The sequence below is a fragment of the Paenibacillus xinjiangensis genome (assembly GCF_059686975.1).
Genome location: NZ_JCAALS010000007.1, coordinates 62,931 through 82,534, shown reverse-complemented (window position 1 = coordinate 82,534; position 19,604 = coordinate 62,931). Strand labels below are relative to the sequence as shown.

The following is a 19,604-nucleotide window of genomic DNA, read 5'->3' as shown; positions in this document are numbered from 1 at the left end:
CCGGCGCCAGTTAGGGCTGAAGGGAGGCCTCTTCTTTTTTACTCTGCTTTTCTGTACAATAGAAGTCATCATGTAAGAAGTTAGAGAGGTTATGCTATGAAGGTTGTACTATCCACGCTCAATGCCAAGTTTATTCACACTTCACTTGCTCTACGCTGTCTGAAAGCTTATAGCGGAGAGCATTTCGATATGGAAATTGCTGAGTATACGATTAAAGATCCCGTGATGAATATCGTCTCTGATATTTTCTCCCGTAATCCGGATGTTGTGGGCTTCTCCTGCTACATCTGGAACATTGAAGAGACCATTACGGTTATCAATATGCTGCGTAAAATTATGCCGAATGTCAAAATCATTCTAGGCGGGCCTGAGGTCAGCTATGATACGGATCATTGGATGGAACGTATCCCTGAGGTTGATTTCATCGTAATGGGTGAAGGAGAAGAGACCTTCCACCATCTTCTGACTGAGCTCGAGGGAGACGGCAAGTTCCATATGGTATTCGGAATTGCTTATCGGAAGCAGCGGGCAGACAAGCTCGAAGCCCTTATCAATCCAGGGAGACCGAAGCTGGATCTTGCCACATTGCCTTCCCCGTATAGGTTCGAAGAGGATATTCCGCACCTGGGCAGTCGTGTCGTTTATTTCGAGACAAGCCGTGGCTGTCCGTTCAGCTGTCAATTTTGTCTGTCGAGCATCGAGGTTGGCGTTCGTTATTTCGATATTGAGCGGACGAAAGCAGATATTCTATACCTTATCGATTCGGGTGCGAAGCTGATTAAGTTCGTAGACCGTACATTTAATATTAAGCGGGACTACGCGCTGGATATGTTCCAGTTCCTCATTGAGAATCATCGCGGCTGCGTGTTCCAATTCGAGATTACGGCTGACATCATGCGGCCTGAGGTGCTTGATTATTTGGCTGAGAATGCCCCTCCAGGTGTATTCCGCTTCGAGATTGGCGTTCAGTCGACCAATGATGTAACGAATGATGCTGTTCAGCGTCGTCAGAACTGGTCGAAGCTTGTGCGTACAGTGACCAAGGTAAGAGACTCTGGCAAGATTGACCAGCATCTCGACTTGATTGCAGGCCTGCCTCTGGAGAACTATGATACGTTCCGCGGAACGTTCAATGATGTGTTCGCACTTGGTCCTGAAGAGCTTCAGCTTGGTTTCCTTAAGATGCTTCGCGGAACGGGCCTCCGCAATGACGCAGACAAATGGGGATACATCTATATGGACCGTGCCCCGTATGAAATGCTTGGCAATGACTTGATGCCATTCGGCGATATCGTTAGAATCAAGCGGGTAGAGGATGTTCTCGAGAAGTATTGGAACGCCCATCGGATGGATCGGACACTACTGTATCTGGTACAGAACGTATTCGATTCGCCATTCGATTTCTTCCAAGCCTTCGGCGATTATTGGGAAGGAAGAGGCTGGCAGAAGATTGGCCATCAGCTGGAGGATCTGTTCTCCCGACTATGGGCGTTCTTAACCAGCTATCAGGAGCATGCCATTGCCAGCGGCGATAAGATGCTGGATATGGAGGTTGTGCTTGGCCTGATGAAGTACGACTATTTCTTGAACCATAATTATAAACCGCGCAAGACATGGTGGGAGTTCACAATGGAGAAGTCGGTATGGGGCAGCTGGATGCGCAGGCTGGCTGAGCGTCCGGAGGACGTATCCGGTTCGTTCGCGTCGCTGGGTCTGTCTGAGAAAGAGCTGTACAAGCATGCGGCTATCGAGCTGCTGCCCTTCGATCTGGAAGCTTATTTGGAGACAGGGGTTGTATGCAAAGACAATCATACCCTGCTCGCAGTGCTCTATGCGCTTGACAGTGGCGGTTCCAATGGAGGTAAGCCAGTGCCGAAGCCGTTCATGCTGAAGCTTCCTCAGGATCAAGTATTGACGATCGGATTGTAAGAATACGGCGTTAACCAGCCCGAGCCTTATATTATAAGGGCTCGGGCTGGTTTTTTTGTGCGTAATGATCCGGAGTAGTGACTCATAAAAGCCTTAAGCTGGTTGCATAATAGATTCGGCTTGCTTATAATGGACATTACAGGTCTATAATGATATATAGATTATATCCTGTGCGAAGGGGGAGACATACGATGCAATTTTCCAAGAGTACGGGCTATGCATTGCATGCTTTAATTCATTTAGCTCGCAGCGAGCGTGGCTATAACATCGGAATTAAGGAGCTGTCGACAGCCCTCGGCGTGTCGGAGAGTTACTTGTCGAAGATTATGTCCAAGCTGCGGCAGGATGGGATTGTACGTGCTGTGACGGGAGCGAGCGGAGGCTACGAGCTTGCACGAGCAGCAGATCAAATTACGTTCCTTGAGGTTATTCAGGTTGTCGAGGGCAGACAGCAGCTGTATGAATGTTTCCATGGAGATACACAGCATCAAGCATTAATTGTGGAAGCGGAAGCTCCTGCTCAAGAGGATGAGACGACCTATAACTTATACCATAAGGAATGCCTTGTGAAAAAAGTGATGGATGGCGCCGAGCAGCATATGCAGCAATATTTGCAGCAGCATACGATTCAAGGGGTGCTTGATTCGGCATCTATTACTAGATAGCAATTATTTGGTTAACAAGAAGCATTAAGCTTCTTTTGTTTCTATTATGGACATTAAAGATCCAGGAGGGTGATTGTTATGATGGATAATCAGCAGATTGATGTCATTATTATTGGCGGAGGACCGGCAGGACTGAATGCAGCGTTAGTACTGGGCAGGGCAAGAAAGACGGTAGTCGTTATTGATGAAGGACGTCCGCGTAATCGGGTTACTCAGGAGTCTCACGGTTTTGTTACTAGGGATGGCATTCGGCCGAGTGAATTCCGGCGAATTGCGGTGGAGCAGATTAGCGCTTACCCTACTGTTTCATTTGTTGAAGATATGGCTGTATCAGCTGCGGGAGCTGATGGTGAGTTTCAGATTACAACTGCTCAGGGTGCAGCCTATCAGAGCAAGAAGCTGCTTTTTGCTGTAGGAAAAAAAGATCTTCCTCTTGCTGTTAATGGGTTAGAGGCTGTGTACGGTAAGAGTGCCTTTGTCTGCCCCTACTGCGATGGCTGGGAATTGAGAGATCGGCCGCTCGTATCGATTGTTAAAGGTGCGGGAGCGATGCATCTGGCTAAGGTGCTGTCAGGATGGACCGATAACAATACGATCTGTACGAATGGGCCGGATGAGCTGACGGACGAACAACGCGAAGAGCTTAGGCAGCATAACATTACGATCTTCGATTCCCCAATACAGCGAATTGAATCTACGGAAGGTATGGTACAGGAAATCAAGCTGGTGGATGGCACAAGTGTGCCTTGCCAAGGTATTTTCTTCGCTCCGAAGCTTGCTGCTGGATCGGAACTGCCGAAGGAATTAGGCTGCGACATGTCGGAGCTGGGGACGGTTATCACTGATCCTATGGGTAAAACGAATGTTCCCGGTGTCTATAGTGCTGGTGATGCGGCATCGGAGCTCTATCAGGTGATTACAGCTGCATCTCTCGGTTCATTGGCTGCTGTCGGCATCAATAGCGAGCTGCTTACTGAGGCATGGAATAGTCATACCTAGTCATTGGAGAGCATGATTACCCTATTTTACTAATAAGGATTAGAGAAGGGATAGATGATCAGCTAGCTGGAGCTTGCTTTCACATGAGGAGGTTTACGTATGCGGCCTGAACGAAATAACAACATTACGATTATTGGTGTGCCGATGGATCTGGGAGCTGATAGACGTGGAGTGGATATGGGACCAAGTGCCATTCGCTCCGCCGGCGTGCAGCAGAAGCTGGAATCCTTGGGTTATCTCGTTCACGATGCTGGAGATGTGCCGGTTCATCGACCGTCCGTTCCTCCTGCACCTGGAGAAAGGCTGAAATATCTCGATGAGCTGGTTAAGGTCAATAGCAAGCTGGCGGAGAGAACAGCACACGAAATCAGCCGCGGACAATTCCCGCTCATACTCGGGGGCGACCATAGCATTGCGATAGGCACGATAAAAGGGGTGCTGCGCCATGTGGAACGGTTAAGTGTACTATGGTTCGATGCTCATTGCGATGTGAATACGGCGGATACTTCACCTTCAGGAAATATACATGGAATGCCGCTTGCGGTTAGTCTCGGACATGGACATCGGCGTCTGCTGCAAATTGGGGGCCATTCGAGAGTGGTCAGGCCAGAGGATGTTGTTATCATCGGAGCGAGATCTATTGATCCTGGCGAAAGGCTGCTTCTGAAGAAGCTTGGTGTACGTGTGTTCACCATGCATGACATCGATCGCCGGGGAATGGAGAGAGTAATGGACGAGGCGATGGAGCGTCTAGCCTCATCAGCTGGCATCCATCTCAGCTTCGATCTGGATGGGGTTGACCCGAACGATGCTCCTGGAGTTGGAACTCCTGTGATTGGAGGCGTTAGCTATAGAGAGAGCCATCTTGCCATGGAGATGCTGTCAGAGACTGGGAGGCTGGTATCTGCCGAATTCGTCGAGGTTAATCCTATTCTAGACTATCGCAACAAAACAGCATATGCAGCCGTAGAGCTGATCGGCTCGGTGTTCGGCGAGCAGATTCTATGAACGAATAATTGCTTAATAAGGATGGAGGCTATAAGATGGATGAAGATAAGCTGGCATAATAGTAGGAGGTACTAGTCATGACCGATGAATTATGGAAGAACGACATTGTTACGTCTGCCACTGAGCTGAGAGGGTTGATGGATGAGCCTCATGAGGCTGTAGTTAAAAAAACAATCACTCAGATTGACTCACATATCGCGAATTATTTATTGAAATCATCTTTGTTTTTTCTAGCAACATCGGCTGCTGACGGCCGTGCTGATGTGTCTCCTAGGGGCGATACAGCGGGCTTCGTGAAGGTGCTGGATGAGAAGCATCTGGTGTTCCCGGACCGCCCGGGCAATCGACGGATCGATTCACTTACGAATATGACGGAGAACGACCAGATTGGAATGATCTTTATTATTCCAGGATTGAATGAAGTGCTGCGGATTAATGGCAAGGCTGTTATTACCCGTTATGAGGAATTTATTAGTAGCCAGGGGTGGAGTGGGAAGACATCAGGATTAGCTGTTGTCGTAGAGGTTGCTGAATGCTTTATTCATTGTCCTCGTGCATTCAAGCAGGCAGGCTTGTGGAGCACAGCTGACTGGACGCCTGAGGAAGAGCATCCTTCCGTTGAAGACATGTTCAAGGCTCACCTGCTCATTAATGGCTACAACAAGTAAATAAGGTATTCTTAATAAAACAAGCCTGCACTCCGCTAATGAAGCGGGATTGCAGGCTTGTGTCGTTTATAAGGGCTAGATAGCAGGTACTACGCTGCGCAGTGCGACCCATTGGCCGTCCAGCTTATACTCACCGAGGCATGCCGGAAGAAGGAAGCATTGCCCGGCTTGTACGCTAAGCTCGCCATCCTGCCACTTCAGGCTTCCAGTACCTTCAGCCGCGACGAGAATAACGAAGCTGTCCGCTGTAGTGGAGAAGCTGGCTTCACCATCGATAATCCCTTTTTCAACGATAAAATAAGGAGAGGAGGCAATGGTCAGCCAAACACCTGCTGCTACGCCATCCGTCGTCATTCGGCTGGCGCCTGAGCCTTCATATGCGATGACATTCAAGGAGTCTTCAATATGCAGCTCACGAAGCTGCCCATCGAGACCTAGACGGTCATAATCGTAGAGACGGTAAGTGGTGTCGGAGTTCTGCTGAATTTCTGCTACAACGACGCCTGAGCACAGTGCATGGACCGTTCCAGCTGGTATGTAGAAGGCATCCCCTGCTTGCACAGAAACCTCTTGAAGCGTATCGGTAATACGACCTTCCGCCATAGCAGCTTCCATCTCTGCACGGCTGATGCCCTCTTTCAGTCCGTAGATGATCTTAGCATCCGGCTTGGCATCGAGAATGTACCACATCTCGGTTTTGCCAAGCTCACCCTCTGGCAGACCCTCATAATGATCCGTTGGATGAACCTGAACCGATAAGTCATCATTGCAATCAAGCAGCTTAATGAGAAGGGGGAAGCGTCCGTTCTTCTCGGAAAAGCCTTTCTTGCCAAACCACTCGCGTCCGTAGACCTCGCGAATTTCGTCTAGCCCTTGCCCAGCCAGCTCACCATTAATAACTTTAGTCGTGCCATTCTGATGGTCGCCGATCATCCATCCTTCACCAATCGATCCATCAGGAAGCGTCAGGCCGAATTGCTCCAGAGCGCGTCCTCCCCAAATACGTTCTTTCATCTCAGGCTGAAATTGAAGCGGATAAGGTTTCACTGTCATTGGTCTCTCTCCCACATGTTCATAATAGGACAATCGTTGAATCGGTGTGCTTAGCGTTGTTTCTTCTCGACAGCAATGAGATAAGGAGCTGTCGCTCTTTGTGGCTGGCGGTATAGTACCGCGGCATAGCTCACTCCTGGCAGCTCCGATGCCCAGCTCTCAACAGCGGCGGCCTCAATCTCGCCGCCAGGATGCCCCGGATAGAGCACACAGGTAACAATTCCACCGGGCCTTAGCAGCGTTAATGCCGCTTCCAGAGCGGCAATCGTTGTAGTAGGCTGCGTTATAACCGCCTCGTCGCCTCCTGGCAAATAGCCGAGATTGAACATAACAGCGGCAATGGTACCATGTGCCTCAAGGGCGACCTTCTCAGCCATTAGTGCATGATTGCCAAGTACGAGGTTGAGTGTAGGCTGCTTATCTGCAAGGGCGAGCGGACGGAGCCGTTCACCCGTGCGATTCAGTGCTTCTTGCTGAATATCGAAGGCGTACACCGTACCTCGCGGGCCGACCAGCTCAGCAAGGGTGAGCGTATCGATGCCTCCTCCTGCTGTAGCATCAATCACGGTATCTCCCGGCTGAGCTCGCTCAGCAATCCACTTGTGCGCGGTGCTTAAGACGGATTGAAATCCCATATTATGTGCTCACCCACAGCTTTCCTTGCCAAGTATTCCTGCGCTTGAGCTCATTGTCTATGGCGTTGAGCACTTCCCATTTCCTCATACTCCATGTCGGTCCAATGAGCAGGTCACGAGGGGCGTCACCGGTAAGCCTGTGAACAATCATCTCTGGGGGAAGAAATTCAAGGGAATCGATGATTAGCTTCACATATTCATCCTGCTCCAGGAAACGCAGCAATCCAGCCTCGTATTGGCGAACCATAGGCGTCTTGCGCATTAGATGGAGCAGATGGATCTTAATTCCCTGCACATCCATAGCAGCTACAGCGCGTCCCGTATCGAGCATCATCTCATGGGTTTCCTGTGGCAAGCCATAAATGATATGTGCACAGACACGAATGCCGCGTTCACGCAGACGGCGGACGGCATCGAGATAGCAAGCGGTGTCATGAGCCCGATTAATAAGCTCGGAAGTAGATTCATGCACGGTTTGCAGACCCATCTCCATCCACAGATAGGTTCTCTCGTTCAGCTCAGCCAAATAATCAACCACATCATCGGGCAGACAGTCGGGACGGGTAGCGATAGACAAGCCCACCACGCCGGGCTGCCTCAGAATTTCTTCGTAATATTCGCGCAGCTCCTCTACAGGAGCATAAGTATTCGTATAGGCTTGGAAGTAGCCGATGTACCCTGCTTCTGGCCACTTCTGATGCTGCCGGGCACGTATTGTGTTGAACTGTGTAACGAGATCATCACGTCTGCTGCCGGCAAAATCCCCCGATCCGCGTGCACTGCAGAAGGTACAGCCGCCCTTGGCAATCGAGCCGTCACGGTTGGGGCAAGTAAAGCCGGCATCCAGCATCACCTTGAATACCTTGCCACCGAATTGCTCTCTCATCTCGTAGTTCCATGTATGAAATCGTTTATCACCCCACAGCTGTGGCTGAGGCGGTGTTCCTTGCTGTGTTGAATTCATGCCGTACTCCTTTGTGAGAATCAAAAATGCTTATTAACCATTGCCCTCTCTATCTTATCGAAAATCAGGTTGAATTGCCACGGGTGTAGGACAATTCGCTGGAAAAGGGAGGGACAGCGAAAAAAACTGGAAATTATTTTTCGAAGAATAAGAAATAGGCTTGCTATACCTTACATGATCTGTTATATTAAAAGTGCGACAAAACAACAAACAAACCTTACACGCCTTATTCGTAATGATCGTCATAAAACGTCGATAAACTGGAAATGCTGTATAATAAATCGATGAGGTGATATGAATGAAAGAGCTAACTAAAATTCCGCATGGTGATGACAAAGTGACAGTAGAATTAACGGTCAAAGAACTGATGGCGCTTACAGGAATTAGGTTCCACAACAATCATCATGTAGAGGTATCTGCACGCAAAAAAATTAACGAAGCGCTTGAAATCAATCGTGAGATTGAGCAGAACAATGGTCCAATCGACTATCAACTGCTTGTCTGATTTGATCGGCGAATACAATAGACATACGAATAGAGCTGTCCTAGCGGTTGAATAACCGCAATGGGGCAGCTCTATTCGTATGCGCTCGAGGTTAGACTATAGCCGGTCATCGGAGCCTCTATCGCGTAGGTAGCAGGCCAGCTCAAGTCTCAGCATATGCTCAGGCTCTTTGAGGGAGAGCTGGAGGGTGTCCTCAATTTTCTTCAATCGCTGATATAGCGTGTTCACATGAATATGAAGCTGCTCGGCCGTCTGTTGGATGGAGCGGTTCGCTCTTACATATGCTAGTAAGGTTTCCTCCAGTCGGCTTCCATCTGACCCAGAATCCCTAAGCGGCCCGATGACCTGATAGACGAAGGACTCCAGATCTTCGGATGATTGCTGCAAAAAGAGCTGATTAACCCCGATCTCAGGAAAGCACATATAGCCTGAGCGTTTCTTGGATACGAGATAGGTAAGCGCCTTATTCGCCTCGGTATAGCTTCCCGCAAGTGATTGCAGGCCAGTGAAGCTGGCACCTATGCCGGAACGCAGAGTGCCGTCTCCATATTGCGACCACTCCTTGAACAGAGCTGCTAGACGCTCCTTCAGATTATGCTCAGACTCCTTGCCTGTAATCTGGACGATAGCAGTCAGCCTGTTGTCAAGCGCGAACACAACAGCTGCTGTTTCTTGGAAGGTCTTCTTCACTAGAACGACCAGCTTATATATTTGCACATTCATCAATTGAACTCCAGGGGCAGGCAGCAGATCGAATATAATCGTACACAATTTCTGCTCTTCCAATAAGCCCATTTCCTCGCCTTTGCGACGAAGTGCAGCTACATCCTGCAAAGACAGCAATTCATGAAAACGATCATTTGCTTTCTTATGATAATAGTCCGCTTGAGATTGCTTGCGAACCATCTCAAGTGAGAGAATAGAGCTGCCTTGCTCCAGAATAAGCCGATCCAGCACATTTAGCTCCCTAGGGAGATCGATTATAACGAAGCCAAGCGTTGCATCAGCTGCGAAGATCGGTACGACATGCCTTAGGAGCAGCCCCGTTGCGCTCTTCACTTCATAAGTAGCAGGCTCTCTCCGCGTGCTGAATCTCCGTTCAATAGCAGCAATGGACACGGAGCTCCGTGCTTTTTTGGTGGAAGCTGTAACGGCATATTCGATTAGATCGATAAAGATGAGCTGCATGCCTATCATTTTCTCAAGCTCGCGTAAGATCACGGAGGTCCCCTTATTCCTGATAGATAGCTTCATTAGTATGGCATGAATCTCGTCGCGCTTGACGAGCATCTGATTCTGGCGCTGGACCTCGCTGAATAGACGAGCATTCTGGATGGCGATAGCAACCTGATCAGCGAAGTTCTGAAGCAGCACGAAATCATAGTCGGTAAAAAGCGGATAGCTGCCGAATTGATACAGAATGAGCACACACTCAGGCTTTCCATTAACCTTAACGGGAACACAGAGCACTCCTTGGTGATCTAAAAGATCATGCGAATGGGAAGCTTGCAAATAATTCATATTCTCTTCAGACATATTGGAAGCAGCGCTCATAATCGACTCGAACCCCGCATAAGCGCGAGGGACTCCCTCTAGAAAAGCTTTTCCGATCATGCCTTCCCCAGGCTTCATACGCATGAGACCCATCGTTTCGTTCACAAGCTTCTCAGAGACGGTACGTACCTTCAGCACGTCCTCTTCTTCGTCATACATCCACAGTACACCCGTTGTAGCCGCTGGGATAACAGCCATCGTATTGTACAGAATTTCGGATAGCAGCTTGTCCAGATCGAGCAGAGAGGTAACGCTCTGAATGCTGTTATTCATTTTATGAAGCGTATCGTTCTGACGGGAAATCACATATTCAATGTAATAAGGAGGCAGAGAGGCGGATAGCCGTTCAAGCAGCTTCTCGGGCGCCGGATCGGACAAGTTATAACAGCGAACCGTTATTCGAAGGCCAGTCGGATAGCGGAGATGAAAATCTGTACAGTCGAGCTCTAGATTCGCTGTGAAGCTGGAGGCTTCAGAGCCTGCATTTGTTGTCTTCGGTGCAACAGTCCTCTGGCTGCCTTGAATGGCAAGCAGCTGGAAGGGCTGTCCTTTTTCACCTGCCCACAGTTGGAAATCGCAGCCTCTCAATTCTCGTGTTATGTATTCTTCCATCAATATTAACCTCCGAATCGTAAATAGGGATGGGATATGTGTATTTATCCACATTAACACCTAATAATTATAGAGTATCATACATTGTTTTGGGTGACTAGCTTAGCTATCATAAGTACATGTTCAGTTATATAACATCTCAATAAGGGGCTGCGGGATTATGACAACATCAAGATTTGCATCCAAATGGAAGTACCTGATTCTAGCATTGTTGTTTCTAGGCTGGTCGGTTGGCAACCTTGACAGGTTCGCTATTAGTTATGCCGTGCTTGGTATTAATGAGGATTTGGGACTAAGTGCTTCGTCAACAGGCATCATTTTAAGCAGCTTCTTCGCTGGTTATGCACTTATGCAGCTGCCAGGTGGATGGCTAGCTGACAAGTTTGGCTATCGGAAGGTTATTATTACTTCTATTATTCTATGGTCTATTTTCACCATACTTACCGGTATTGCTTGGTCGTTAACTTCATTGATTCTGGTTCGTTTCTTGTTCGGGCTTAGTGAAGGCAGCTTCTTCCCATCGGCTTCCAAGGCGATCACCAACTGGTTCCCTACGAATGAGAGAAGCCGGGCAATGTCGATTCTGCTGACTTCCGGATCTGCTATGGGTGTTGTTACTCCAATTGTGGCTACTCAAGTTATGGCTAATAATGGCTGGCGTTCTTTATTCTACATTATAGGAGCGATTGGTCTTGGGTTCGCTGTTGTATTCCTGTTCCTCTTGAGGGAGAAAAACAAGCCGGAGACGAAGTCTGCAGTCAAACAGGATACAGCTAAGCCTGCTGTCAAAGGGGCTCCGTTAAGATCGATTCTGAGATCCGCATTTGTATGGAAGCTGTTCGTCGGTTACTTCAGTATTTATGTCGTTAGCTGGGGCCTCAATTCCTGGATGCCAACTTATATGATGAATGTGCGAGGTCTTGATCTTGCGTCCATTGGCTACCTGTCTGCTATACCTGCTTTTGTCGGAATATTCGCAATGGTTATCAGTGGCGTTGTGCTCGATAAGCTTCCGCGTGGAAGAGAGCTGCAGGTTGCTGCGATCTCAGCGATCCTTATTGCCGCTTTGCTCTATTTGATGGAAACAGCTAGTACGACAGGGATGTTCATTGCGTATCAGTGTCTCATCATCGTATTCCAGTCCTTCGTCATTATTCTGATTGCATCTGCGGCTCTGAAGCACTTGCCTGAAGAAAGTGCAGCTACGGCTAACGGATTTATTAATACGGGAGCGCAGCTAGCTGGCTTCTTGGCGCCAACGATGATTGGATTCATGGTTCAGGCTTCCGGCGGCTCGTATTCTTCTGCCTTTATACTAATGATGGCATTCGCTTGTGTCTCGGCAGTAGCCTTGATGTTGATATTCAGAAGCAACAAGACTTCTAATATTCAGATGAAAGAAGGAATCGTGAATGAATAAACAATTGGCAGATCAACTATCTGATTTAGTAAATAGTAAGAGTGATAAAATGGTTCAAATCAGCGATGCGATTTGGGATTTCGCGGAAATTCGGTTCGAAGAGTTCAAATCGTCTGCGTTATTGGCAGATACTCTGGAGGCAGAAGGCTTCACGGTTGAGCGTGGTATTGCGGGACTGGAGACGGGCTTAATTGCCAGCTTCGGCAGCGGAGGTCCGGTTGTTGGGATTCTGGGAGAGTTCGATGCCCTTGCTGGATTAAGCCAGCAAGCAGGCGTCTTCGAGAATGATCCTATTCAAAAAGGCGGAAGCGGACATGGCTGCGGCCATAACATGCTAGGAGCGGGTGCGCTTGCAGCAGCGATTGCTGTTAAGGACTATTTGCTGGAATCCGGCATTGCCGGAACGGTTCGTTATTATGGATGTCCGGCGGAGGAGAGCGGCTATGGTAAAACGTACATGGTACGTGAAGGTTATTTCAACGATGTAGATATCGCGGTTTCCTGGCATCCGGCTACGATGAATATGGTTCTGTCGGCATCGAGCCTTGCTGTTATTCACGCTACCTTCCGATTCGAAGGGAAAAGCACGCATGCAGCGGTGTCGCCGCATCTCGGCAGAAGTGCTCTTGATGCAGTGGAATTAATGAATGTAGGCGTGAATTACATGCGAGAGCATATGATTGATCAAGCGCGTATTCATTATGCCGTGACGAATTCAGGAGGCTCTTCTCCGAATGTGGTACAACCGGAGGCAGAGGTTACGTATCTGATTCGGGCTCCGAAATCGGATCAGGTCAAAGCGTTGTATGACCGGGTTGTCAAAACTGCTCAGGGAGCTTCCCTTATGACAGAAACATCGATGGAACATGTTATAGAGGGAGCTTGTATGAATTTGGTCCCTAATACTGCACTGGAAACCGTTATGCATAGCTATATGAGTGCTTTGGAGCTTCCTGAACATACAGCAGAAGAACTGGCAGAGGCGAAGGCGGCTTATGCTTCCCTTCCTGAGGTGGATAAAGCAAGCGCGCTCGGAATGCTTCCGAAGGCGCTGCGTGAAGGGATTGCAGAGCGTCCATTACTGAACAGTGTACTGCCTTACAATCCATTTCATACACAAATGATGGGCGGCTCAACGGATGTTGCCGATGTTAGCTGGGTCGTCCCAACGGCACAATGCATGACTGCGACATATGCTTACGGCACGCCATTCCACGCATGGCAGACAGTAACGCAGGGCAAGTCAACGTATGCACATAAAGCGATGCTGCTCGCGGGCAAGACAATGGCTTGTACAGCTGTTGAAGCATTGCTTAATCCAGAGCTAATTAAACAAGCCAAGGCTGAGCTTATTGAAAGGCTAGACGGCGAGAGCTATGAATGTCTTGTACCGAAGGAGATCACGCCGCCGAGGATGTCTGAGCTGGCGGATACAAAGCCGTTAACGGTCTAGTTCGAGGAGGTTTCCATGCGATTTAAAGATGTATTCTCCATTATAGGCCCTGCTATGGTTGGGCCATCAAGTTCACATACAGCAGGTGCGGCTCGCATTGGGCGCTTCGCCCGGCAATTACTCGGACCGCAGCCAGATCGTGCGGAGATACTGTTCTACGGCTCGTTCGCGGCAACCTATCAAGGTCACGGCACAGATGTAGCGATTGTCGGAGGGCTTCTCGATTGGCAAACCGATGATCCTCGTATCCCTAATGCGCTGCAAGAGGCTGAGGCCCGCGGAGTAGTTGTCACCTTCGATGAAGGGAAGGGGCTGTTCTCTCATCCGAATACAGCTAAGCTGCTTCTATCCAGAGGAGATGGCGATACGAGAGAAGAGCTTGTGATGACGGGCACCTCTATCGGCGGAGGCAATATTGAAATAACCGAAATTGACGGCTTCAGCGTCAGGCTATCGGGTGTATATCCAACCGTTATTGTGCGTCACCGGGACTGGACAGGGGTTGTTGCGAGCATTACCGATGTCATGAGACGAAGCGGTCGCAATATCGCGCATATGTCTGTCGATCGAAAGGCTAGAAGTGGTGATGCATTAACCGTTCTGGAGCTGGATAGTCTGCTTACAGTCGACATGATTGATGAGATTGCCGCACTGGACAATGTAGATACGGTTCGCACAGTTGATCTTACAGATGCAGGATCTTCATAAGAGCAGCATAACGAAAGTGGAATTGAAAATTGGCCAAAGAACGGAGGGGACTGTCATGAATTTTCGCAACCTAGAGCAATTAGCGTCCCTAAGCACAGAAAAGGGTATAACGATCGGCCGTCTGATGCTGGAGGAGCAGAGTCTTGAATCAGGACGGACGGCTGAAGAGGAATTTGCTACTATGGCGGAGTATTACCGCATAATGAAGGAAGCGGTTGAGAAAGGACTCACAGAGGACACGACATCGCGCAGCGGTCTGACTGGTCGTGATGCCCAGCGGGTAATGGCATTTGGTGAAGGGCAGGAATTGAATCTAGGACAAGCGGCGGGTGAAGCAATGGCCTATGCGCTAGCGGTGTCTGAGATCAATGCATCGATGGGCAGAATCATCGCTACGCCGACGGCAGGCTCGGCTGGTATTATTCCCGGTGTGTTCGTCAGCATTCAGAAGCGCTTCGGCTTCGATGATGAGCACATGGTATACGGCCTGTTCGCTGCTGGCGCCATTGGCTATGTCATTGCTAACAATTCCTTCGTATCGGGCGCAGAGGGCGGCTGTCAAGCGGAAGTAGGCTCAGCTATCGGTATGGCGGCAGGTGCGCTTACTGAGCTTCGCGGAGGCACACCGGCCCAAGCGGTGCATGCGGTCGGCTTAGGCCTGAAGAACACGCTTGGTCTGATCTGTGATCCGGTAGGCGGATTAGTAGAGATTCCTTGTATCGTTCGCAATGGGTTCGGAGCTGTAACCGCACTCGCCGCTGCCGATATGGCACTGGCTGGTGTGCGCAGCGTCATTCCGTCCGATGAGGTCATTCAGGTGATGCTGGAGGTAGGCTCGAGCATGCCTGAGAAGCATCGCGAGACTGCTGGCGGTGGTCTTGCCCAGACTCCGACTGGCAGAGCCATTATGAGCAGCCTGCGGAAGAAATAAGAGCTAAGGCAATTGTAGAGACGGCACGCCGCCATATGCGGCGTGTCTTTTTGTGCTTGCGCACTTTACAAGCGGGCTGAACTTGGGCACAATAGGGACTAGCTTAACCGTGTGGATGAAGAGGTATTTATACATTAGGAGGATTTACAAATGCGTTTACGAGGTAGAAAAGGAATACTTGAAAATTTACAGGGGCAGCCGGAGCTTGTCGTTCTGGACGCAGCACCGCTCAAAGGAAAATGGCAGGCGTTCTTCGGTAACGACAATCCGATTTATGTGGAGCTGGGCATGGGTAAAGGTCGTTTCATCAGCAACATGAGCTTCCGTAATCCGGATATTAATTATATTGGCGTAGATATGTATGATGAGCTGATTCGCCGTGCAAGTGACAAGGCGCGTGCCATCTGGCAAGAGCGTGATGTAGAGCAGCCGCCGAATCTAGCGCTGCTGCGTGCGAATATTGAGAATATTGAAGAGATGTTCGAGCCTGGAGAAATTCAGCGTATCCATTTGAACTTCAGCGATCCTTGGCCAAAAAGCAAACATGCCCGCCGCAGGCTGACGCATCCGCGATTCCTCGCGAAGTACGCCCAGCTGCTGAACGAGCATGGGGAAATTCATTTCAAGACGGACTCGCAGTCCCTGTTCGAATTCTCATTGAACAGCTTTGCGGAGATGGAGCTGCAATTGCGTAATATATCACTTCATCTGCACAAGGACGAGCCTCGTGAGGATCTGGTGTTCACAGAGTATGAGATGAAGTTTATGGAGAAGGGCCAGCCGATCTACCGGCTGGAAGCCGTTATTGGGGAGACGGCACTTCGGGAGTACCGCTCCGGCAAGCGTGACAAGGCGCTCAAGGAAGCGGCTGAAGCCGCTGCTGCCGATCAGAGTGATCTTAGCGACAGCAGCGACGACTCCAATTAAACGGTAACCCAGCTGTATTCAACCGCAAGGGCGCTTAGAGTACCAACAAGCGCGCCTGCGGCGACATCTGAAGGGTAATGCAGGCCTAGGTACATTCTCGACCAAGCAACCGATAAACCAATGAATAGGGCGACTGGCAGAACGATGCCGATCCAGACGCCGCTAGCAGCGACTATCGGAATGAGCCAAGCGAATATCGCTGTCGTATGTCCTGACGGGAAAGAGGAGTCCACAAGGGGCTTCCTTCCCGTATTCAGCCCTTCAAGCTTTTGATAGGGCCGCAGCCTTTTGAGCTTTCTTTTCGCAATGAATACTGGAAAATGGCTAATAATGACGGCAGTGAAGCAATGCCAACCGAGTGCGTTCCAAGGTGTCGGTGCCAGCAAGGCATAGAGCAGCGAGCTTGTGAGCGTGAATGTAGCTCCCCCCATATGGGTTACTGTGCTCAGCCATTTCCCAAGCCACCGATGCAGCCTCTTATGCTCCCGTCGCCGATTCGCCCAGATGATCATCTGCTGCTCGCGGGTTCTCAGCCATCCAATCATTCGTCTCATCCGTATCCTCCTCGAACTTCGAGAGCTTTTGCTCTGGGTCTGAAACATTATAAACGATAATGACCTATTTTTGTTTAAAAATAACAAAGTATAAATTTAAAATTTATACGAAGATCATTGTCTTTAATGAAACAATTATTAATGAAATTTTATTTTAGCGTTGATTTCGGGCTAACACAGCTCCCTTACAATGAAGCCAGCTTAGGTGGCAGAATGATGGATAAGGGGATGGTGAAGCATGAGGTTAGCACTTTTTACCGATACCTATGAGCCCGATGTGAACGGTGTTGCAAGGACGCTTGGCCGCTGGACAGATTATTTGAAGCGAAAAGGAATCGAATGCTTAATTCTCGCGCCGGATTCGGCGGGCAAGGTCGCCCAGCAGGAAAGCCTAACCGTAAGTACAGTAGAACGCATCGCTAGTCTCCCTCTTTTTTTGTACCCCGAATGTCGATTCGCCTTACCTAATCCAAGCTATATCCGCGAAGAGCTTCATCACTTTCGTCCAACCTTAATTCATGTTGCTACTCCCTTTAACCTCGGTTTATGTGGCATTCATTATGCGAAAAAATACAATATTCCGCTCGTTGCATCGTATCACACCCATTTTGATCAATATTTGCCGTTTTACAATTTGCAATGGATGGCAAAGATGTTAGGGAGATACATGGAATGGTTCCACCAGGATTGTAGGAAGATTTATGTTCCGTCCAGATCCACATTCGAAGATTTGAAGGAGAAGGGCTGGGATGCTGATCGATTGGCTGTATGGAGCAGAGGGATAGATACGTCAGCCTTTCACCCGGATGTGAATAGGGAGGAATGGCTGCTGCAGCATGATATAGAACAAGATAGCTTTGTAGCGCTTTATGTCGGAAGATTGGCGCCAGAGAAAAATGTCGATATTGCAATTGAGGCTTTTGCCGCATTCCAGAAATCGGTATGTCCGAAGGCGGTAATGGTATTCGCAGGGGAAGGGCCTGCTGCTCATTCGCTCAAGGAGAGATGCAGGCGTGAAGATATACCATCACGGTTCGTGGGATACAGCATGATGCCGGAGCTTCAGAAGTGGTATGCAGCATCGGATGTATTCTTATTTCCTTCAGCTACGGAAACCTTTGGCAATGTTGTGCTGGAAGCGATGGCATGCGGAACGCCTGTCATAGGGGCAGATACAGGAGGCGTAACGAACCTGATTAAGCATGGTGTGACGGGTATGCAGTGCAGATCCGGCGATACAGATTCATTTCTGGCGGCACTTAAGCTTTTATATAAGGATGCAAGCCTTCGTGGCAGGATGGGAGCGAAGTCCCGAGAGGATAGCTTGCACCAATCATGGGATGCTATATTCGAGGAGCTGCTTGCGAGCTGTAAGGAGCAATCGGAGCCGGTTCGTTCACTCTTTCGACACAATGCCAAAGGGCAAATAAAGAAACATTATCAGAGCTTTTATCGTAAGTAAGGACGGAAGTGCTAAAAACTCAGCAAATGGATGAAAATAAGGGTGAATAGCCGCAAAAGGAGGTAACACAATCATTCATCCATGATGCAAGCGCTTTTCCGGCAAGATTAAGCAATATGTAGCTTAATTGGGGTTTTGACAAAAAGTCCAATTGTGTGGAGAATCAAAAAGGTCGCAGGACGCTTACACAGAGAAGAAGCGCCGCATACAAACAAGAGAGAGATGAATAAAGAGCCTGATTGTCAGTTCTCGGTCAAGAACGACAAGCTACACGGGCAATTAAAAAGGGGTCTCAAGGGGGCAGTACAATCAATGGTTAATGCTGTAATGATTGGCCTACAATTGTTTTTGGCATTTGTAGGGATTTATCAGTTCGGTCTAGCTTTGTTCGGAATTGTTAAGAAAAGCTCGAGTAAATCTTCTAAGCCGCAAAAAACGTTTGCCATCCTCGTAGCCGCTCATAACGAGGAAAAAGTTGTAGGCGAATTAGTTAACAATCTTAAAAAAATGGATTATCCGAAAGAAATGTACGATGTATTCGTGATCTGCGACAACTGTACAGACAATACCGCTGATGTTGTAAGAAAGAATGGTGCAATCGCTTGTGAGCGTCACAATCCGGAGCTTCGGGGCAAAGGGTACGCGATCGAATGGATGCTCCAAGAGCTGTGGGCTATGCCGCGTGAATATGACGCGATCGTGATGTTCGACGCCGACAACTTGGTCAACACCGACTTCCTAAGCTTGATGAATGATGATTTGTGTGAAGGGCATCAGGTTATTCAAGGCTATCTGGATACCAAGAATCCGACGGATTCATGGGTAACAGCTTCTTATGGGATTACCTACTGGTATTGCAACCGTCTATGGCAGCTATCCCGTAAAAACCTGAAGATGAGTAACTTTCTCGGCGGTACGGGCATGTGCTTCGATTCTAAGCTGATGAAAGAAATGGGCTGGGGAGCTACGAGCCTTGTAGAGGATCTTGAATTCTCCATGCGCTGTGTGAAGCGCAATGTGTACCCCGTGCTGAATTATGATGCGAAGGTGTATGATGAGAAGCCTGTAAGCTTCAGAGCGTCTGCACGTCAGCGCTTGCGCTGGATGCAAGGGCATTTCACTGTAGCCCGGCATTTCTTCTTCCCACTTCTATGGGCCAGCATTAAAGAACGCAATATCATTAAGTTCGATGCTGCGCTGTACTCTATGTCAGCATACAACACGCTTCTTGCTTTTGTGGGAACGCTCATTATTTGGGGAGATTCAATAATGCCTGGAGATAATGCATTCACCTCCATCTATTCCTTCCTCCCGTGGTGGATTCCCGTCGTAGCAATGGCAGCAACAGTCATTATGTTCCCACTCGTAATGATTCTGGAAGGAATCAAGTCGAAGAAAATGTACGCGCATCTGCTGTCGATGGTCGTATTCCAAATTTCTTGGCTGCCGATAACCTTCTACGCATTCTTTACTCAGAACAACAAAACTTGGAGCCATACGCAGCATACACGTGTGATTCGGCTTGAAGAGGTACAAGGTAAGCAGCTGTAAATCAAG

Annotated in this window: 18 protein-coding genes; 13 read left to right on the top strand and 5 right to left on the bottom strand. The window is 48.9% G+C overall.

The features are described from left to right. Positions 1-96: 96 nt before the first annotated feature. From AC6ESP_RS09135 to AC6ESP_RS09115, 5 genes are all read left to right on the top strand, one after another. Positions 97-1,929 (top strand): B12-binding domain-containing radical SAM protein, encoded by a 1,833-nt coding sequence (locus tag AC6ESP_RS09135; protein ID WP_497096407.1) that lies wholly within the window; start codon positions 97-99, stop codon positions 1,927-1,929. 191 nt (positions 1,930-2,120) lie between these two features. After that, positions 2,121-2,594 (top strand): RrF2 family transcriptional regulator, encoded by a 474-nt coding sequence (locus AC6ESP_RS09130; RefSeq protein ID WP_497096406.1) that lies wholly within the window; start codon positions 2,121-2,123, stop codon positions 2,592-2,594. Positions 2,595-2,675: 81 nt separating this feature from the next. Beyond that, positions 2,676-3,593, top strand: a complete 918-nt coding sequence (locus AC6ESP_RS09125) for an NAD(P)/FAD-dependent oxidoreductase (RefSeq protein ID WP_497096519.1) — start codon at positions 2,676-2,678, stop codon at positions 3,591-3,593. 99 nt (positions 3,594-3,692) lie between these two features. After that, positions 3,693-4,601 (top strand): arginase, encoded by a 909-nt coding sequence (gene rocF / locus AC6ESP_RS09120; protein WP_497096405.1) that lies wholly within the window; start codon positions 3,693-3,695, stop codon positions 4,599-4,601. A gap of 77 nt (positions 4,602-4,678) precedes the next feature. Then, the gene (locus AC6ESP_RS09115; RefSeq protein ID WP_497096404.1) at positions 4,679-5,269 is read left to right on the top strand and encodes a pyridoxamine 5'-phosphate oxidase family protein; all 591 of its coding nucleotides are present in this window, start codon (positions 4,679-4,681) and stop codon (positions 5,267-5,269) included. Positions 5,270-5,344: 75 nt separating this feature from the next. Here AC6ESP_RS09115 and AC6ESP_RS09110 read toward each other — a convergent pair whose 3' ends face one another. From AC6ESP_RS09110 to mnmL, 3 genes are read right to left on the bottom strand one after another with little or no spacing between them, the layout of a single operon-like run. After that, positions 5,345-6,322: a type I phosphomannose isomerase catalytic subunit gene (locus AC6ESP_RS09110; protein WP_497096403.1), complete on the bottom strand. Its 978-nt coding sequence runs from the start codon at positions 6,320-6,322 to the stop codon at positions 5,345-5,347. A 50-nt stretch (positions 6,323-6,372) separates the two neighbouring features. Then, positions 6,373-6,957, bottom strand: a complete 585-nt coding sequence (gene mnmM / locus AC6ESP_RS09105; RefSeq protein ID WP_497096402.1) for a tRNA 5-(aminomethyl)-2-thiouridylate-methyltransferase MnmM — start codon at positions 6,955-6,957, stop codon at positions 6,373-6,375. 1 nt (position 6,958) lies between these two features. Next, a complete protein-coding gene (gene mnmL / locus AC6ESP_RS09100; RefSeq protein ID WP_497096401.1) occupies positions 6,959-7,921 on the bottom strand; it encodes a tRNA modification radical SAM protein MnmL/YtqA in 963 nt (320 codons plus the stop codon). 298 nt (positions 7,922-8,219) lie between these two features. Here mnmL and AC6ESP_RS09095 point away from each other — a divergent pair, with 298 nt between their 5' ends. Beyond that, entirely contained in the window at positions 8,220-8,426 is a 207-nt protein-coding gene (locus AC6ESP_RS09095; protein WP_497096400.1) for a hypothetical protein, read from the top strand. Between the two features lie 96 nt (positions 8,427-8,522). Here the strand turns inward: AC6ESP_RS09095 and AC6ESP_RS09090 are convergent, their stop codons facing one another. Further along, the gene (locus AC6ESP_RS09090) at positions 8,523-10,592 is read right to left on the bottom strand and encodes a helix-turn-helix domain-containing protein (RefSeq protein ID WP_497096399.1); all 2,070 of its coding nucleotides are present in this window, start codon (positions 10,590-10,592) and stop codon (positions 8,523-8,525) included. Between the two features lie 160 nt (positions 10,593-10,752). Between AC6ESP_RS09090 and AC6ESP_RS09085 the strand changes: the two genes are divergently transcribed. The 5 genes from AC6ESP_RS09085 (at position 10,753) to trmB (ending at position 16,031) form a co-directional block, all read left to right on the top strand. Continuing rightward, positions 10,753-12,012 carry an MFS transporter gene (locus tag AC6ESP_RS09085; RefSeq protein ID WP_497096398.1) on the top strand — a complete coding sequence of 420 codons (1,260 nt, stop codon included), beginning with the start codon at positions 10,753-10,755 and terminating at the stop codon, positions 12,010-12,012. Next, positions 12,005-13,465 (top strand): M20 family metallopeptidase, encoded by a 1,461-nt coding sequence (locus AC6ESP_RS09080; RefSeq protein ID WP_497096397.1) that lies wholly within the window; start codon positions 12,005-12,007, stop codon positions 13,463-13,465. Before AC6ESP_RS09085 ends, AC6ESP_RS09080 begins: the two co-directional genes overlap by 8 nt. Before the next feature lie 15 nt (positions 13,466-13,480). Next, entirely contained in the window at positions 13,481-14,173 is a 693-nt protein-coding gene (sdaAB, locus tag AC6ESP_RS09075) for an L-serine ammonia-lyase, iron-sulfur-dependent subunit beta (protein WP_497096396.1), read from the top strand. Positions 14,174-14,228: 55 nt separating this feature from the next. Continuing rightward, entirely contained in the window at positions 14,229-15,104 is an 876-nt protein-coding gene (gene sdaAA, locus AC6ESP_RS09070) for an L-serine ammonia-lyase, iron-sulfur-dependent, subunit alpha (protein WP_497096395.1), read from the top strand. Between the two features lie 150 nt (positions 15,105-15,254). Further along, positions 15,255-16,031 (top strand): tRNA (guanosine(46)-N7)-methyltransferase TrmB, encoded by a 777-nt coding sequence (trmB, locus tag AC6ESP_RS09065; RefSeq protein WP_497096394.1) that lies wholly within the window; start codon positions 15,255-15,257, stop codon positions 16,029-16,031. Here the strand turns inward: trmB and AC6ESP_RS09060 are convergent. Beyond that, positions 16,028-16,585, bottom strand: a complete 558-nt coding sequence (locus AC6ESP_RS09060) for a phosphatase PAP2 family protein (protein ID WP_497096393.1) — start codon at positions 16,583-16,585, stop codon at positions 16,028-16,030. The two genes, trmB and AC6ESP_RS09060, sit on opposite strands and share 4 nt — an antisense overlap. Positions 16,586-16,823: 238 nt before the next feature. Between AC6ESP_RS09060 and AC6ESP_RS09055 the strand changes: the two genes are divergently transcribed. Both AC6ESP_RS09055 and AC6ESP_RS09050 read left to right on the top strand, forming a co-directional pair. After that, entirely contained in the window at positions 16,824-18,047 is a 1,224-nt protein-coding gene (locus AC6ESP_RS09055) for a glycosyltransferase family 4 protein (RefSeq protein WP_497096392.1), read from the top strand. Positions 18,048-18,359: 312 nt separating this feature from the next. Next, entirely contained in the window at positions 18,360-19,598 is a 1,239-nt protein-coding gene (locus AC6ESP_RS09050) for a glycosyltransferase family 2 protein (RefSeq protein WP_497096391.1), read from the top strand. Positions 19,599-19,604 lie beyond the last annotated feature (6 nt).

What these genes read in the sequence shown, in the direction of transcription:
- AC6ESP_RS09135 (WP_497096407.1), top strand. Translation starts at nt 97, where the DNA reads ATGAAGGTTGTACTATCCACGCTCAATGCCAAGTTTATTCACACTTCA.
- AC6ESP_RS09130 (WP_497096406.1), top strand. Translation starts at nt 2,121, where the DNA reads ATGCAATTTTCCAAGAGTACGGGCTATGCATTGCATGCTTTAATTCAT.
- AC6ESP_RS09125 (WP_497096519.1), top strand. Translation starts at nt 2,676, where the DNA reads ATGGATAATCAGCAGATTGATGTCATTATTATTGGCGGAGGACCGGCA.
- rocF (WP_497096405.1), top strand. Translation starts at nt 3,693, where the DNA reads ATGCGGCCTGAACGAAATAACAACATTACGATTATTGGTGTGCCGATG.
- AC6ESP_RS09115 (WP_497096404.1), top strand. Translation starts at nt 4,679, where the DNA reads ATGACCGATGAATTATGGAAGAACGACATTGTTACGTCTGCCACTGAG.
- AC6ESP_RS09110 (WP_497096403.1), bottom strand. Translation starts at nt 6,322, where the DNA reads ATGACAGTGAAACCTTATCCGCTTCAATTTCAGCCTGAGATGAAAGAA.
- mnmM (WP_497096402.1), bottom strand. Translation starts at nt 6,957, where the DNA reads ATGGGATTTCAATCCGTCTTAAGCACCGCGCACAAGTGGATTGCTGAG.
- mnmL (WP_497096401.1), bottom strand. Translation starts at nt 7,921, where the DNA reads ATGAATTCAACACAGCAAGGAACACCGCCTCAGCCACAGCTGTGGGGT.
- AC6ESP_RS09095 (WP_497096400.1), top strand. Translation starts at nt 8,220, where the DNA reads ATGAAAGAGCTAACTAAAATTCCGCATGGTGATGACAAAGTGACAGTA.
- AC6ESP_RS09090 (WP_497096399.1), bottom strand. Translation starts at nt 10,592, where the DNA reads ATGGAAGAATACATAACACGAGAATTGAGAGGCTGCGATTTCCAACTG.
- AC6ESP_RS09085 (WP_497096398.1), top strand. Translation starts at nt 10,753, where the DNA reads ATGACAACATCAAGATTTGCATCCAAATGGAAGTACCTGATTCTAGCA.
- AC6ESP_RS09080 (WP_497096397.1), top strand. Translation starts at nt 12,005, where the DNA reads ATGAATAAACAATTGGCAGATCAACTATCTGATTTAGTAAATAGTAAG.
- sdaAB (WP_497096396.1), top strand. Translation starts at nt 13,481, where the DNA reads ATGCGATTTAAAGATGTATTCTCCATTATAGGCCCTGCTATGGTTGGG.
- sdaAA (WP_497096395.1), top strand. Translation starts at nt 14,229, where the DNA reads ATGAATTTTCGCAACCTAGAGCAATTAGCGTCCCTAAGCACAGAAAAG.
- trmB (WP_497096394.1), top strand. Translation starts at nt 15,255, where the DNA reads ATGCGTTTACGAGGTAGAAAAGGAATACTTGAAAATTTACAGGGGCAG.
- AC6ESP_RS09060 (WP_497096393.1), bottom strand. Translation starts at nt 16,585, where the DNA reads ATGAGACGAATGATTGGATGGCTGAGAACCCGCGAGCAGCAGATGATC.
- AC6ESP_RS09055 (WP_497096392.1), top strand. Translation starts at nt 16,824, where the DNA reads ATGAGGTTAGCACTTTTTACCGATACCTATGAGCCCGATGTGAACGGT.
- AC6ESP_RS09050 (WP_497096391.1), top strand. Translation starts at nt 18,360, where the DNA reads ATGGTTAATGCTGTAATGATTGGCCTACAATTGTTTTTGGCATTTGTA.